This is a genomic window from Pantoea sp. SM3 (genome assembly GCF_000963995.1).
Taxonomy (GTDB): Bacteria; Pseudomonadota; Gammaproteobacteria; order Enterobacterales; family Enterobacteriaceae; genus Pantoea; species Pantoea rwandensis_B.
The window spans coordinates 116,684-130,323 of sequence record NZ_JZRD01000029.1 but is presented as its reverse complement, the minus strand read 5'-3'; the positions used below and the strand labels follow the sequence as shown (position 1 = coordinate 130,323).

Here is a 13,640-nt window from a genome sequence, read left to right as displayed (position 1 = left end):
CCATTCAATTATTTCCGGGAAATTTTACGCTTAACGGATCCTTCATTTTCCGGTTTATCTGAAAGCAAAAAAAAGTAATAGCCTCTAAGACCAGAATGCTTTATTAAGCTGATGTGAGTACTTTTTACACACAGCCGTGAGGAAACACAAGAGCGCATAAGCTGCCAGCATCAGGGAATCCTTGCCACCATAATCACAATAATCAGGTGCACCATGAATAAAAAACGTCTCCAGCCAGCGCTCGCGCTCTGGCAGAACTGGAAAAGAATCGCTTTTACTAGCCAGACATTACTGCAGAAAAAACAGCACACTGCGCTCTGCGCGCCGGAGTACGATCCTAGCGGAGAGGACAATATCGTGTTGTTTTCTGGCGAAAAGTCGCTGCCAGAAATACCGAAAAAAGTGTGGATGTATTGGGATAATGAATATTTACCGAAATCCATGATGTTAAATATTCAAAAGTTGCGCAAAGATAATCCTGATCACGATATCTATTTGCTCAATCGATTAACGGTAAAAGAAGTTTTACCTGATTTTATTTTTACCTCAACATTATTAAGCGAACAGCAAAAAAGCGAAGTCATTCGTCTGGAACTGCTGTTGCGCTACGGCGGTATTGCCATTGATTGCAGCACGCTGTTATTTGAAGATCTCTCATGGGTGCATCGTGCCCATCAAGAGCGCTGCATGGATGTGATTGGTTATTATCGCGAAAATTCCACCGTCAATTATCTGGCGCCAGTGATTGAAAACTGGTTCCTGGCGGCGGCACCGAATAACCCGTTTATTCGTGAATGGCAGAAGCAGTACGCGCCCATCAAACATCTGGGTGAGCAGAATTATTTCAACGAGCTCAACAAGCGCGATGACTATGCACTCCTGACCCAGAAAATTGACCAACCGCAGCAGCAGTTGGGTTCACTGGCACAACAGGCGGCGATGCGGGAATATCGTCGGGTGAATCTCTATCTGCGCAAGTGTGAAGCCAACGCTTACTATTATCAGCGTTTGAGCGGCTGGAAAAGCGAGGCGTTTGCACATGCTATCCTGTTCAACCAGCGTCCTATGACGCCACCACCGGTGATTAAACTCAGCGGTAACGAACAGATGCACCTCGACTTCAACCTGCGTTTAGGCAATTACAACCGCAGCAGCCTGCTGGGTGAGATGATGCAGCCGCATGCGGCGATAGCGTTGGCTTCACCCATCAACAAAGCGCGCGCGTAGCCAGTGGATAAAGGTGGTCACCGCCCGTGGCACTTGTGCTGCATACGGGCGCACCACCCACAGCCGATCGGCAAAAGCATCCACGGTTTGCCACTGCGGCAGAACCTGTTGCAGCGTGCCTGCTGCCAGCGCCGCCGCGGCGCTGAAATCGGGCAGCATGGCAATGCCCAGTCCTTGCAGCGCGGCATCGCGGATTGATTCGCTGTTATTGGTAGCAAAATTACCCTGAATTTTTACCTGTACGGATTCACTGCCGCCACTCACCGGGCGGAAACGCCATTGTGGCGATTCCAGACCACGCGGATAGTAGAGGCAGTTATGTTGCTGCAACGATTCTGGCCCCTGAGGCACACCGTTTTGCGCCAGATAAGCCGGCGAGGCCACTAACAGCGCGCGCGTCTCACACAGCGGCAACGCCACATGGGTTTCGGGCAATGTCTGGCTATGGCGGATGGCGAGATCAAATCCTTCACTGCCTAACGACACTAAGCGATCGGTAACATCCAGCTGCAGCCGCACCTGCGGATACTCTCGCAAAAAATCACCGATAATTGGCACCAGCTGCTGACGTGCAAACGCCACCGGCGCGCTGACACGCACCAGGCCGCGGACTGGCCCGGCCTCATCGCGCACGCTGAAAAAGCTTTGGGCGATGCGCGCGAAAGGATCGCGCAACTCATCCACCAGCTTCTCGCCCGCCGAGGTCAGACGCACGCTGCGCGTGGTGCGCTGCACCAGTGACACCCCCGCCATCTCTTCCAGCTCTTTAATCTTTTGGCTCATGGCCGCTTTACTGACATCTAATCGTTCAGCTGCACGAGTAAAACTGCCCAGTTCAGCCAGCACCGTTAGCCAGTGCAAATGCACCCAGAGTGCATCAGTTTTGATTTCTTTCATATGGATTGTTCAAAATAATAAATAATCATTTCAACCAGCGCGCTTTTTCTTTCCTGCAGCAAGCGGCAGCATAAAGCCACATCCTACTCTTATCTTGTGAGCAAAAACGAGGGTTTATTTATGCCGTTACTGACTTTTGATGTGATTCAGGGCCGTTCTGAATCAGAAATTCGCACCTTGCTGGACGCCGCGCACCGCGCGGTATTAACCGCGTTCAAAGTACCCGCGCGGGATCGCTATCAGATTGTTCATGAGAATAAACGCTATCAAATGGTGTTTCAGGATACCGGGCTGGGTTTCGAGCGGACCGATAACCTGGTGATGGTGCGCGTGTACACCAGCCCAAGAAGTGAAGAACAGAAAACGCTATTCATGGCAGAGTTAGCGCGCGAGTTGCAGGAAAATTGTGGCGTGCAGGGCAACGATCTGATGATCAGTTTTATCACTAACAGCAAAGGCGACTGGAGCTTTGCCGACGGCGAAGCGCAGTATCTGACTGGCAAGCTCTGATCCCTCCTCGCCCCTCGCTGGCAGCGGCGCGTGCGTTGCTGCCAGGTCAAACCATAGTCAATCTAAACCTGCCTTAAACGGATCGGAACCCGCCGCACAATTCTGTGTGGTTATGTTGCAGCACTGTGACAGCCCATATAAATTGACGCATAACCCCCAAAGAGGGCCGAGGGCGCAGGGATGGCGTCACTATTTTATGTGAGGATCAAACCTTGTCCGAGTTGGTTTCGGTTGTACTCTTTTTAGCGGCAATCGCCGTTTACTCCTGTAAAGCCGGGCGAAATAAATTCTGGTTTATCCTGATCTTAGTGCTGCTCACGCTGTTTATCGTGCTCAATGCCACGCTGTTTGCCAGCAACTATTTTACCGGCGATGGCATCACCGATGCGGTGCTGTATACCCTGACCAACAGCCTGACAGGTGCCGGCGTCAGTAAATATGTGGTGCCCGCGATTGGATTAATCATTGGCCTGTTTTTGCTGTTTTGCCTGCTTTCCTGGCTGCTACGCCGCCGTAAACGGCCGCATCATTTAGGCTGGAGTTTACTGGCTATCGCCTGCGCTGCAGGTTCGGTGCAAACCACACCTGCTTTTCGTCAGGTGAAGGATCTTATTGCCTCACATTCACGTCTGGCCGACTCTGATTTCGATAACTATTATAAGACGCCCAATAAAACCATTCCCGATCCCAAACTCAACCTGGTGTACATCTACGGTGAGAGCCTTGAACGCACCTATTTTGATCAAGATGCTTTCCCCGGACTCGCGCCGGAACTAAGTCGCGAAAAAGACCAGAGCATCGATTTCAGTGAAACCGAGCAGTTACCAGGCACCGATTACACCATTGCTGGCATGGTCGCTTCTCAATGCGGTATCCCACTGTTTGCCCCTTTTGATGGCAACGCTTCGGCCTCGCTTTCCAGCTTTTACCCGCAGAATATTTGCCTCGGCGATATCCTGAAGAATTCCGGTTATGAAAACTGGTTTATCCAGGGCGCAGACTTACGTTTTGCTGGCAAGGATACCTTCCTGCTGTCACACGGCTTTTCGCCCGCACATATGTACGGCTCGCAAGAGCTCATCAGCCGCGTCGCCGATCCCAGTTACCGCAACAACTGGGGTTTTTACGATGATACGGTGATGGATGAAGTGTTTGAGAAATACGAAGCGCTTTCACGTCAGCAAAAACGTTTTGCCTTGTTCACCCTGACGGTGGACACCCATCACCCTGACGGATTTATCTCGCGCAGCTGTCAGCGCAAAAGCTACAGCTACGATGGCAAACCGAACCAATCCTTCAGTGCGGTGGCCTGCTCACAAGAGCATGTCGCGCGTTTGATTGCGCGCATCAAAGCGTCGCCGTGGTTTAAAAACACCATCATCGTCGTCAGTTCGGATCATCTGGCCATGAATAACACCGCGCATCAGTACCTGATTAAGCAGCCGCGCCGCGATCTGTTTATGGTGATTCGTGGTGACCAGCCACAAGCAGAAGTGCTGGATGGCAAACGCAGTACCCTGGATAACGGTGCGACAGTGCTGGATATTCTGGGTGGTGATAAGGCGATTGGACTCGGCCGCAGCGGCCTCTCTTCGACGTCTTTATCGGCGCAGTTTGAAGACATGGCGCAAAAAGTGACCGCATGGAAAGCCGATATCATCCAGCTGTGGAATTTCCCCAGCAAGCTCGATGCGTTTACTGTCGACCAGCAAAAAAATACCTTCAGCTTCTCCGGCTCTACCTTTAAATTGCCTATTCTATTTCGCATTGGGCAAGATCGCGTCGAGCCACTGCCAGAAGGCGAATATTCGGCACCGCTGCGCTACCAGCTCGCAGACTTTACTGCCGCGGATAAATTTGTCTGGGTCGATCGCTGCTTCAAGATGGGCCGTTTATGGCAGCCCGATTTGGCACTCTCTAGCGACCTCTGTGTCGCCATGGGCCAGATGGGTGCAAAACCGACGGTAACGCGCATCGATAAACCGCAGTGGAAGGGCAAAGCGCAATTCCCGAAAGCCGAAGTGAGTGCCGCGACTTATCAACTCAACGAGCAGCAGATTCGCGTGGAAGATAATGCGATTCGCTATAACGCCGACAGCTTCCTGCTGACGGTGCCAGGCGCACCCGACAGCGTGAAGCGTTTCACTGGAATATCTCGCCCCGAAAGCTGGGGACGTTGGTCAAATGCGAATCTGGCACCTGAAGTGAACATCGAATATGTCGAACCTTTACCGTCTCGCTTTGATGTGCAGATCACCGCGCGCGCTTTTGGACCCAATCCGCATCGACTGATTCCAGTCCGCGTCGGTGATGAAGAGCAGATGCTGAATCTGGGCGATGATTTCTCGACCACCACACTGCACTTCAGCAACCCCAACGGCAGTCACAACCTGATTATTGCGCCACCTGAGCCGCAACTCTCTAACGTCGGCAATATTACCGGGCAGGATCCGCGCAAATTGGGCATTGGTATGGTGGAGATAAAAATTATTCCACATCCGTAAAATCAAGCCATTTCCCCACCCATACAGGCCTGCCAACGTGCAGGCCTTTTTTATTAGTTGTTTTCGTTACTTATTGTAAGCATTGATTTTTTTCGAGATGCCGCGCAAAATCCATTTCATTACATTGTGAAACTATCACCTACTGGATAGGCTTTCATTTTCACGGAAGGACACCAGAGGAATGAAAGGATGATACTGACCATGATTAACACGCATAAAGCCTATAAAGCGTTACAGGATGCAGGCGTCGCCGATAGACAGGCTGAGGTAATGGTGGAGATTTTTGCTGATATGCAGCAGGAAAATGCCTTAACCAAATTTGACTTGTCACAGGCGACAGAAAGCCTGATCCGGGCGCAAAGCGCGACAAATAACCGACTCGATGCTCTCGAAGGCCGCTTAGACCAATTTCAAAACGAGGTTAAATTACAATTTCACGGCGTGAATCAGCGTTTTGAAGTGCTCGAAAAAAGTATCGATGGGCGGTTTGATGAAGTTGATAAAAAGTTTGCGAGGATTGATGAGAAATTCGAGAAGATTGATGAGAAATTCGCAAAAATCGATGAGAAATTCGAAAAAATCGACGAACGGTTCAATCAGCAAGAGATTAAAATCAACGCGTTAGACCAACGGATGCAGATTGGTTTTACCGAGTTAAAACAAGACAACATCTGGATCAGACGCGTTCTGCTCACTATCGCCACCGCATTGATTGCCATGACGACAAAATATCTCTTAAATAGCTGAGCCAGGCGGGCAGCCCGGCCCTTCACAGCCTTAACGCAGCGCTTCCAGTTTCATGCGCTGCGTCCCTTCTGCATTGAAATTCTCCGCTGCCAGCCAGCGTTCGAATGCCTGCTTAAGCGGCGGCCATTCGCCATCAATAATCGAGAACCAGCAGGTATCACGACTGCGCCCTTTATAAACAATCGCCTGGCGAAATAGGCCTTCAAACTGGAATCCCAGCCGCAATGCCGCTTTGCGTGAAGGTAGATTACAGCTGTCGCATTTCCATTCGTATCGACGATAGCCCAACTGTTCAATGGCATAACGCATCAGCAGATAGTGCGCTTCTGTTGCCATAGAGGTTTGCTTGAGCAGCGGTGAAAACGCCACATGCCCCACTTCCACCACGCCGTGCGCGGTGTCGATGCGCATCAATGCCAATGTGCCCACCGCACGCTGACTGCGCAGGTCAATCACCGCAAAATGCATCGGATCCTTGCCCTGCTCAATCTTGCGCGCATAAGCCAGATACTCCGCCTCACTGATAAAGGGCTCAGCAAACATATAAGTCCAGTCACCACCATCAATGGCCAGCGCATAGGCGGCGTAGAGATCGCGACCGTGGCGTTCCGCACTTAAAGGTTCCAGACGGCAGTACTGGCCGTTGAAAGTCTCATAAGAGGGCCAGCTGCGCGGTTGCCAATCTGGCAATGGTGCACCGACTGGTTGTCCGTAGGCATTGGTGTGTTGCGTCATGGTTCAGTTCCTTTGTCAGTGAAAGCGTAATGAGCAGCGTGCCACTTTTCCGGCGCATTAAAAAGCACCCGAGAGGATGAATCTGAAGGAGGAGGGATTTGCAGGAAGCGTGGCAGCCTGACGGCCGCCACACAAAGGGAGAGATTAACCCTTGAAGAAGATGTCGCCAGATTTACCCATCACAATCTTGCCGCTGTCGTCGGTGATCAGGATGTAGTTGGCATTGATATAAGCCCAGTGTGTACCAGGCTGCGGTGCTGGCAGGTGGCGTGGCTGCCACTCCACAATGGTGTACTGCTTTTTACGATACTCATCGGGTACTACATCACCGACTTTGTATTCTTTGTAGTCGATAATGATGGTATTCAGATCGTAATTATTTTGCCCGGCAGGGGCATCTTGCATCCCGTTCTGCGATGGGCGAATCGGTGCCACATCGCCGCTGGATTCCGCTGGTTCGTTGCTGGCCGGGGCATCCACTGCCGGAGCCTGAGTTTGTGCGTCGGGTGCGGTCTGCTGCACCTGAGGTGGCGGTGGTACGTTATCCGTTTGCTCGCCTTCAGCCAGTGCGGCTGGAGTCAGGCTCAAAGCGCCCAGAAAAATTCCTGCAGAAAGAAGGGTGACGTGTGTCCTGCGCATTGGTGATTTCCACTCTGGTTAATTATTAACTGTCCAATTTACTGACAAGTGCAGCACGCAGAAGGTTCCCCCGGCGCGCTTTGCGCGTCAAATTACGCTGCACAGCATACCTCAGCAAAAGCGACTTTTGGCGCAGTAAAATTGCAAGCAACCATGTTCGTCACTCTGCCTGGTTCTTCTGTGCCAGATCCATCAACAGAGCAATGCCCAGATAGTTGCTCCAGTTAAAGGCATTTTGCAGCACCACAATCGCATTGCCATTTTGTTTATCAAAACCGATAAAGCTGGAGTAGCCGCCAATATAGCCCACCTGATAGGTGATTTTCTGCTGACCATAGGTGTCCGTGACCCAGGCAATATTTTGAGACTGGTTGCCATGCTGTTCATAGCCTTGATTAACCTGAGCAAAAGCGGCATTGATGGGGGCGCTGGCGTCATTGTGTAAATGCGCATCCAGATAGCGGATTAAATCACGTGCGTTGCTATACAAACTGGCGGCGGCCACCATGTTATTGCTGAATGCCCAATCCGGCGTCAACTCACCACGCGGAATCAGCTTTGGCTGATCGCCCGCATGGCCCAGCGCACGCATCGGATAGCCACGCAGGCTTTGCGGTTTAAAGCTGCTGCTGGTCATGCCCAGGGGCTGGAACAGATTGCGTTGCGCCAGGCTTTCGATGCCCTGATGCAGACGATGCTTCAGAATATAGCCGAGCAGCGCATATCCCAGATTGGAATACTGCGCCACGGGTTTTGCTGGTGCGTCAAAATCAGCCAGATAGCTCAGCACGGCATCGCTATCGAGGTTGCCGTAAAAATTCTCACCGCTGCGCAGATACGCCATAAATTTCATAAACATCGGCAAATCCATATCCTGACGCGGCAAGCCAGAGGTGTGCGTGACCAGTTGCAGCAGCGTGATGCGTTTTGCATCCTCACTGAGCGGCACTTCCGGCGGCAGCAACGTAGCAAGCGTATCGTTCCAGCGCAGCTCGCCGCGATCCACCAGCTCAATGATCACCTCCGCCGTTATGCCTTTGCTGAGCGATCCAAGCGCAAACAACGTATCGGGTGTGATCGGATAACGGTGTACCGCATCAGTCACGCCAAAACTATAAAACTGCGCAGGCTGGCGCTGATGGATAATCGCAATGCTGATGCCCGACACCTGCTTTTGCTGCATGTAATGCCGCACGATGTCATCGACGTTTTCATTGAAGGTCGCATGGGAGAGATAGACTTTATCGCCGACTGGCGCAGAGGTTTGTGACAGCGTGCCACAGGCGCTCAGCAATAGACTGCAGCACAACAGCAGCAAAAGCGGAATGATGCGCCGCATCATTCAGGAATCCTGGTAAAAGTTTTCATAACAATTGATTTATATAATATTTTTTATTTTTAGCAAAACGTGCGATGGGTGTTTGTGGCGAAATATAACACAGATGGGGGTAATCGCCACCTGCCAGAAACAGGTGGCGGCTGGGAATTATTGATTCACCGGAATCACCGATCCTTGATAGTGCTGGTTGATAAATTCGGCAGTTTGTTTTGACTCCAGATCTTTGGCTAATTCAAGAATCCGCGGGTCATGTGCCAGTTTTGGCGTGGTCACCAATACATTGGCATACGGATTATTTTTCGCTTGTTCCAGCGCTAGTGCATCTTTCGATGGCACTAGCCCTGCCTGCAACGCGTAGTTACCGTTGATGATTGCCAGCTGTGCATCATCCAGTGCACGCGGCAGTTGTGGCGCTTCGATTTCAATGATTTTCAGATGGTGTGGGTTGTCAGTGATATCCGCTGTCGTGACCAGCGAATGGGATTGACTGCCCTTGAGTTTGATCAAACCGCTGTCCTGCAACAGATACAGCGCACGGCTTAGATTAGTGACATTATTGGGTACCGCGACCTGCGCGCCATCAGTCAGATCTTTCAGGGATTTCACTTTATGCGAGTAAATGCCTAACGGCTCAATATGCACCGTCGCCACCACGGAAAATTTCTCCCCCAGGGCTTTTTCCTGATCGCGCAAATAAGGCACATGCTGGAAATAATTAGCATCAACATCGCCGCGCGCTAACAGTTCATTGGCGTTGAGATTGCCGTTGAGTTCAATCACTTTCAGGTCGAGCTTTTTATCGGTCTGTTTGATGTGGTTGAGGATTTCACTGTGTGGCACCGGATCGGCCGCCACACGCAAAGCCGCTGCCGAAGCAGAGGAGCTGAACATCGAGAACAGTGCCAGCGTGGCTATCACCTTTTTAGTCATATGTTTTCCTTACTTTTATGATGTTTGAACCGTGTTCTGGGCGTCGGTGTAGTAGCGCGCTGCCACGTCGCGATGCGATCGCAAACGCCCTTTGAGATAGTTCCAGCCCACTTCACGCAGCAGCGGATTATTGGGATCGCTGGTCGGCCCACGCGCTTCAGCCGCGAGCGGCGCGGGTAATTGATAAATCGGTACTTCGGCATCCAACTGCGCCCCCAGGAAAAAGGCGATGGAAACACGCTCCTTGTGTGCAGGTGGTGACAGCACGCGGTGTATCGTTGCGCGCAGATAGCCATTGGTCGCAATCTCTAGCAGTTCACCGATGTTCACCACAAATGCACCCGGTTTTGGCAACGCATCCACCCAGTTTTCTGGCGTCACTTCCACCTGTAATCCGGGCTGTTCATCCTGCAGCAGAAATGTCAGGAAGCCAGAATCTTTATGCGCACCTACGCCCTGTTGGCTGGCATTGCTCGCCTGCCCGGGGTAGCGAATCAGCTTCACATGTTCATTGGGATGCGAACCGTACAGCGCATCAAACGCATCCGGTGGCAGCGACAGCGATTTGGCGAACGCGCGCAACAGGCGCAGTGCGACATCCGTCATTGCCTGCTGCCAGGCGTGGATCACCGGCCTTAGCTGCGGCAGCGCCTCTGGCCATAGATTTGGTCCCTGCAGACGCTTCCAGGCGGGATCGCCGTCTTGCAACATTAATGCCACGCGTTCCGCGCCAATATCGAACTGCTCACGCTGATCGCGCTGTTCACGGGTGTATTCCACACCAGCCCGGTTGTAGCCGCGGAAATGTGGCGAGTGGATCATTGAGACGCGTTGCTTCTCCTCATCCGGCAGGGCAAAAAATGCCTGAGTGATGCTTTGCACGTTCTGCAGCAGCTGTGGATTGATGCCATGATTGATCAGGTAGAAAAAACCGACATCACGCGCCGTGGTGCGCAGTTCAGCGAGATAAGGCGACTGTTCAGCATCCGGGAGTTCCAGCAGCGCCAAATCCAGCACCGGCAATGTTTTCGCCATAAAATTTGCTCCTTAACGCAGTAAAATTCTGCGTTTACGCTGCCATTGGCGTCCCATTCCAGCCAATACTGTTGCGCAATATGTTATGGCGAATGATTTTTAGGAAAGCTTCAGCAATCGATATGCAAAAAGCGGTAAATCCGCGCCGCTTCCCGCTATAATCGCGCCGTCAAAACTTTGCCTACCCGCACCACACAGGAGATGCCGTATGAACCAAGGCCCGTTAACCGAGAAAGAACTGAACTGGCTGGAAGATATGCTGGAGAAATACGGCAATGAACAGTCGGTGGTGGATACCTCCGAGCTGGATGGCATGTTGACGGCTCTGCTCTCCGGCCCGAACGATATCGAACCAAGCGAGTGGCTGGTGGCGATGTGGGGTGACAAGAAGCACATTCCAAAATGGTCCAACGAGCGTGAAATGGATCGCTTTATGGCGCTGATTTTCCAGCACTTCAACGACATTGCCGAACGTCTGGCGGAGTTCCCGGATCAGTTTGATCCGCTGTTTGGCATGCAGGAGATGGAAGGTCAGGAGTTCACCGTAGTGGAAGACTGGTGTTATGGCTATCTGCGCGGCGTGGCGTTAGATCAAGACTGGGATCAGCTGCCAGAGAGCCTGCAACCGGCGATGGAAGCTATTAAGCTGCACGGTAGCGAAGCGCAGTTGGCAACGCGCGAAGCGTTCTCGCCAGAGGAGTTTGAAGCCAGCATTGACGCCATTCGCCCAGCGGCGCTGGAACTGCATGAATACTGGCAGGAACAGCGCATGGCGCAGCCGGATCCAGAACCTCAGCTGCCACACTTCGCGGGCGAGAAAACCGGCCGTAACGATCCCTGCCCGTGTGGTAGCGGTAAGAAGTACAAGCAGTGTTGCGGTAAATAACGCAACATCACCGTAAGAGGGCGTCAGGTCGCGCCCTCATCTCAATCTGCTTTCAATGTTGCAATTTCACTGAACCCAACTCACGTCGTATACGGCCCTCAGGCTGTCTCGTGCGGGCTTTTCGCAAAATCTCCCAACATATTAAGAGGCAGGCTTCACCTCAGTGACCAGGGTCGGCAATTGCCATGCACCGCCAGCGCGAATCGCACGGCACATGCCGGTGGTGGCGTCACTACTCTGGACGAAATCTTTGCCATCCCATACCCAGGCCGCTGTGCTCCAGCAGTCGCCAATACCGCGTCCTTTCTGTGCCTCAGAAATCACACCCTGGCTGTAATCGGAACCGGAATCGGTGATCAGCTGCGGTTTACCCTGTAATGCACGATCCATCAGCCAGTAGCCATAGCCTTCGTTATAGGCGCCGCGCCAGCATAGCGCGGCAATCAGCACATGCGCGTCATCCACTGGCGTTAATGTGAGTGGCTCAGCGCCTTCTTCGGGTTGATCATCCGTAGGGTCCAGATTATCGCAGCTGTCATCATCGGTCAGTGAAGCAATCAGCTTCGGCTTGAGCAACGCCAGCTCATCCGCACTCAACGGACGCGGCGCGGCTTTTTCGACGTTGACCTGCTGGATCACCGGCATCGCCACTGCTGCGGGAACACTGTTTTCAGGCTTATTGCCTTTGCGCACCAGTGCGCCAGGCGTACTCAGACGGCCCTGCGCATCGTCCATCTTCAGCAGTGTGGCAAAGGCACCATTACTGGAAAGTTCGAACGGCTCCTCGCCCCCGCGAAACTCCACTTTGCCACTGCCTTTGATCGCATTAATCAGCGCCAGCGTTTGAGCGTCGGTTAGCGTCCACTCATCGTTCTCCGCTTTGGTGACCTCGCCCTGGGCGTGATCATCAATCCACAGCGCCAGTGCATCCACTTGCTTAGAGTCATCATCGCCAGTATCAGCCAGCACCACACGTCCGTGGGTCAGTGCATTGGGCCCGCCCTCACGCGTAAGCAGTACTGAGCCCCCTGCGCCCTCTTCCGCGCTGTAACCCGCAGCCCGGCAGGTCAACGTATTGTCACAGGCGAGTTCCCAGTCTTTATGGCTAAAGGAGACGCCGTCTTCATCTGCCAGCAATGGCGCGCTCAAACTGGTGAGCAGTGCGAACGCCAGCAGCAATCGGGTTTTCATGCCATCACTCCATAACGGTAAAGGTGGCTAGTGTGATGATTTTTAGGGCGCGGGAGAAGTGAATTTTTTGCGCTGATAGCCAGTCTACAGTGACGCTACAATCTGCTGGCGTAACCACTGTTGGGCAGGATCGCGGTGGAGCCGTTGATGCCACAGCATTAAAATATCAAAGCCGGGAATCTCCAGTGGTGGAGTGAAGACGTGAAGATGTGCGGCACTGCGCACCAGCCGCTCGGGTAGCACAGCGACCAAATCACTGTTCGCCAGCGCTTCCAGCATAAACAGGAAATGCGGAACCGACAGCACGACGCGACGCGAGCGTCCCAATTTTGCCAGCGCGTTATCAGTTGCGGCACTGAACCCGCCACCATCAGGCGAGATCAGCACAAATTCCAGCTGACAGAACTGATCCAGCGTCGGTGCCTGCTGTAACTGTGGATGGTCTCGCCGACCCGCCAGCACGTAGCGCTCACTGAACAACTTGCGCTGATGCAGGTTCGCTGGCGCGTTGTCACCGCTATGGAACACCACATCCAGCGCTCCTTTCTCCAGTTGTTGAGCAATCTGCGGCGGGTTAAGCGCGAAGACCGCCATCCGGCTTTGTGGCGCGGCCTCGCGAATGTTGTTGAGCGCGGGCAGCACCAGGGCTGTGGACATGTAATCGGTGGCAGCTATTCGCCAGGTGTCTTCAGCATGGGTCGGATTAAAGGCCTCCGGCGGAGCAACGGCACGCGTTAATCCCTCCAATGCCTTTCGTAGCGGTTCACGCAGACCTTCAGCGCGCGCAGTGGGCAACATACCGCGCGGCCCCGGCAACAGCAGAGGATCATCGAATACCGTGCGCAACTTGGCCAGCTGCGCACTCACCGAGGGTTGCGATAAATTCAGCCGCTGCGCCGCGCGCGTTACGTTCAACTCCTGCAGCAGAACATCCAGTGTCTGCAGCAGATTCAAATCCAGCGCATTGATATTCACTGTGACTATACCTGCGATATGAGCA

At 52.9% G+C, this 13,640-nt stretch carries 13 protein-coding genes; 5 read left to right on the top strand and 8 right to left on the bottom strand.

What is annotated here, in order from left to right; all coding sequences use genetic code 11:
• Nucleotides 1–213: 213 nt before the first annotated feature.
• Nucleotides 214–1,227, top strand: a complete 1,014-nt coding sequence (locus VI01_RS16460) for a glycosyltransferase family 32 protein (protein WP_045815928.1) — start codon at nucleotides 214–216, stop codon at nucleotides 1,225–1,227.
• Here VI01_RS16460 and VI01_RS16455 read toward each other — a convergent pair.
• Nucleotides 1,201–2,124, bottom strand: coding sequence for a LysR family transcriptional regulator (locus VI01_RS16455; RefSeq protein ID WP_045815927.1), 924 nt, complete (start codon nucleotides 2,122–2,124; stop codon nucleotides 1,201–1,203). The genes VI01_RS16460 and VI01_RS16455 overlap by 27 nt on opposite strands.
• A 120-nt stretch (nucleotides 2,125–2,244) precedes the next feature.
• On the opposite strand from VI01_RS16455, the gene VI01_RS16450 reads away from it, so the two are divergent.
• The 3 genes from VI01_RS16450 to VI01_RS16440 all read left to right on the top strand — a co-directional run bounded on the left by VI01_RS16450 (nucleotide 2,245) and on the right by VI01_RS16440 (nucleotide 5,885).
• Nucleotides 2,245–2,634: a tautomerase family protein gene (locus tag VI01_RS16450; RefSeq protein WP_034826287.1), complete on the top strand. Its 390-nt coding sequence runs from the start codon at nucleotides 2,245–2,247 to the stop codon at nucleotides 2,632–2,634.
• 212 nt (nucleotides 2,635–2,846) lie between these two features.
• The gene (gene opgB / locus VI01_RS16445; RefSeq protein WP_045815926.1) at nucleotides 2,847–5,138 is read left to right on the top strand and encodes a phosphatidylglycerol--membrane-oligosaccharide glycerophosphotransferase; all 2,292 of its coding nucleotides are present in this window, start codon (nucleotides 2,847–2,849) and stop codon (nucleotides 5,136–5,138) included.
• Nucleotides 5,139–5,327: 189 nt separating this feature from the next.
• Nucleotides 5,328–5,885: a hypothetical protein gene (locus VI01_RS16440; protein ID WP_045815925.1), complete on the top strand. Its 558-nt coding sequence runs from the start codon at nucleotides 5,328–5,330 to the stop codon at nucleotides 5,883–5,885.
• A gap of 30 nt (nucleotides 5,886–5,915) precedes the next feature.
• On the opposite strand, the gene VI01_RS16435 is transcribed toward VI01_RS16440, so the two are convergent.
• The 5 genes from VI01_RS16435 to VI01_RS16415 form a co-directional block, all read right to left on the bottom strand.
• Entirely contained in the window at nucleotides 5,916–6,620 is a 705-nt protein-coding gene (locus tag VI01_RS16435) for a GNAT family N-acetyltransferase (protein ID WP_045815924.1), read from the bottom strand.
• Nucleotides 6,621–6,764: 144 nt separating this feature from the next.
• On the bottom strand, nucleotides 6,765–7,259 hold the full coding sequence (locus tag VI01_RS16430) for an RcnB family protein (protein WP_034826295.1): 495 nt from the start codon (nucleotides 7,257–7,259) through the stop codon (nucleotides 6,765–6,767).
• A 160-nt stretch (nucleotides 7,260–7,419) separates the two neighbouring features.
• On the bottom strand, nucleotides 7,420–8,601 hold the full coding sequence (locus tag VI01_RS16425; RefSeq protein WP_045815923.1) for a serine hydrolase: 1,182 nt from the start codon (nucleotides 8,599–8,601) through the stop codon (nucleotides 7,420–7,422).
• A 144-nt stretch (nucleotides 8,602–8,745) separates the two neighbouring features.
• Nucleotides 8,746–9,528, bottom strand: coding sequence for a MetQ/NlpA family ABC transporter substrate-binding protein (locus tag VI01_RS16420; RefSeq protein WP_045815922.1), 783 nt, complete (start codon nucleotides 9,526–9,528; stop codon nucleotides 8,746–8,748).
• 15 nt (nucleotides 9,529–9,543) lie between these two features.
• Nucleotides 9,544–10,563, bottom strand: a complete 1,020-nt coding sequence (locus VI01_RS16415) for an isopenicillin N synthase family oxygenase (RefSeq protein WP_045815921.1) — start codon at nucleotides 10,561–10,563, stop codon at nucleotides 9,544–9,546.
• 208 nt (nucleotides 10,564–10,771) lie between these two features.
• On the opposite strand from VI01_RS16415, the gene VI01_RS16410 reads away from it, so the two are divergent.
• Nucleotides 10,772–11,449, top strand: coding sequence for a YecA family protein (locus VI01_RS16410; RefSeq protein WP_045815920.1), 678 nt, complete (start codon nucleotides 10,772–10,774; stop codon nucleotides 11,447–11,449).
• 141 nt (nucleotides 11,450–11,590) lie between these two features.
• Here VI01_RS16410 and VI01_RS16405 read toward each other — a convergent pair whose 3' ends face one another.
• Nucleotides 11,591–12,640, bottom strand: a complete 1,050-nt coding sequence (locus VI01_RS16405; RefSeq protein WP_045815919.1) for a DUF1176 domain-containing protein — start codon at nucleotides 12,638–12,640, stop codon at nucleotides 11,591–11,593.
• Between the two features lie 84 nt (nucleotides 12,641–12,724).
• Complete coding sequence (locus VI01_RS16400) at nucleotides 12,725–13,615, bottom strand: LysR family transcriptional regulator (RefSeq protein ID WP_045815918.1); 891 nt, start codon at nucleotides 13,613–13,615, stop codon at nucleotides 12,725–12,727.
• Between the last annotated feature and the right edge of the window lie 25 nt (nucleotides 13,616–13,640).

Excerpts from the sequence above, each read along its gene's own strand:
- VI01_RS16430 (WP_034826295.1), bottom strand. The coding sequence starts at position 7,259 with ATGCGCAGGACACACGTCACCCTTCTTTCTGCAGGAATTTTTCTGGGC.
- VI01_RS16450 (WP_034826287.1), top strand. The coding sequence starts at position 2,245 with ATGCCGTTACTGACTTTTGATGTGATTCAGGGCCGTTCTGAATCAGAA.
- VI01_RS16455 (WP_045815927.1), bottom strand. The coding sequence starts at position 2,124 with ATGAAAGAAATCAAAACTGATGCACTCTGGGTGCATTTGCACTGGCTA.
- VI01_RS16410 (WP_045815920.1), top strand. The coding sequence starts at position 10,772 with ATGAACCAAGGCCCGTTAACCGAGAAAGAACTGAACTGGCTGGAAGAT.
- VI01_RS16440 (WP_045815925.1), top strand. The coding sequence starts at position 5,328 with ATGATACTGACCATGATTAACACGCATAAAGCCTATAAAGCGTTACAG.
- VI01_RS16420 (WP_045815922.1), bottom strand. The coding sequence starts at position 9,528 with ATGACTAAAAAGGTGATAGCCACGCTGGCACTGTTCTCGATGTTCAGC.
- VI01_RS16415 (WP_045815921.1), bottom strand. The coding sequence starts at position 10,563 with ATGGCGAAAACATTGCCGGTGCTGGATTTGGCGCTGCTGGAACTCCCG.
- VI01_RS16425 (WP_045815923.1), bottom strand. The coding sequence starts at position 8,601 with ATGATGCGGCGCATCATTCCGCTTTTGCTGCTGTTGTGCTGCAGTCTA.
- VI01_RS16460 (WP_045815928.1), top strand. The coding sequence starts at position 214 with ATGAATAAAAAACGTCTCCAGCCAGCGCTCGCGCTCTGGCAGAACTGG.
- VI01_RS16435 (WP_045815924.1), bottom strand. The coding sequence starts at position 6,620 with ATGACGCAACACACCAATGCCTACGGACAACCAGTCGGTGCACCATTG.
- VI01_RS16405 (WP_045815919.1), bottom strand. The coding sequence starts at position 12,640 with ATGAAAACCCGATTGCTGCTGGCGTTCGCACTGCTCACCAGTTTGAGC.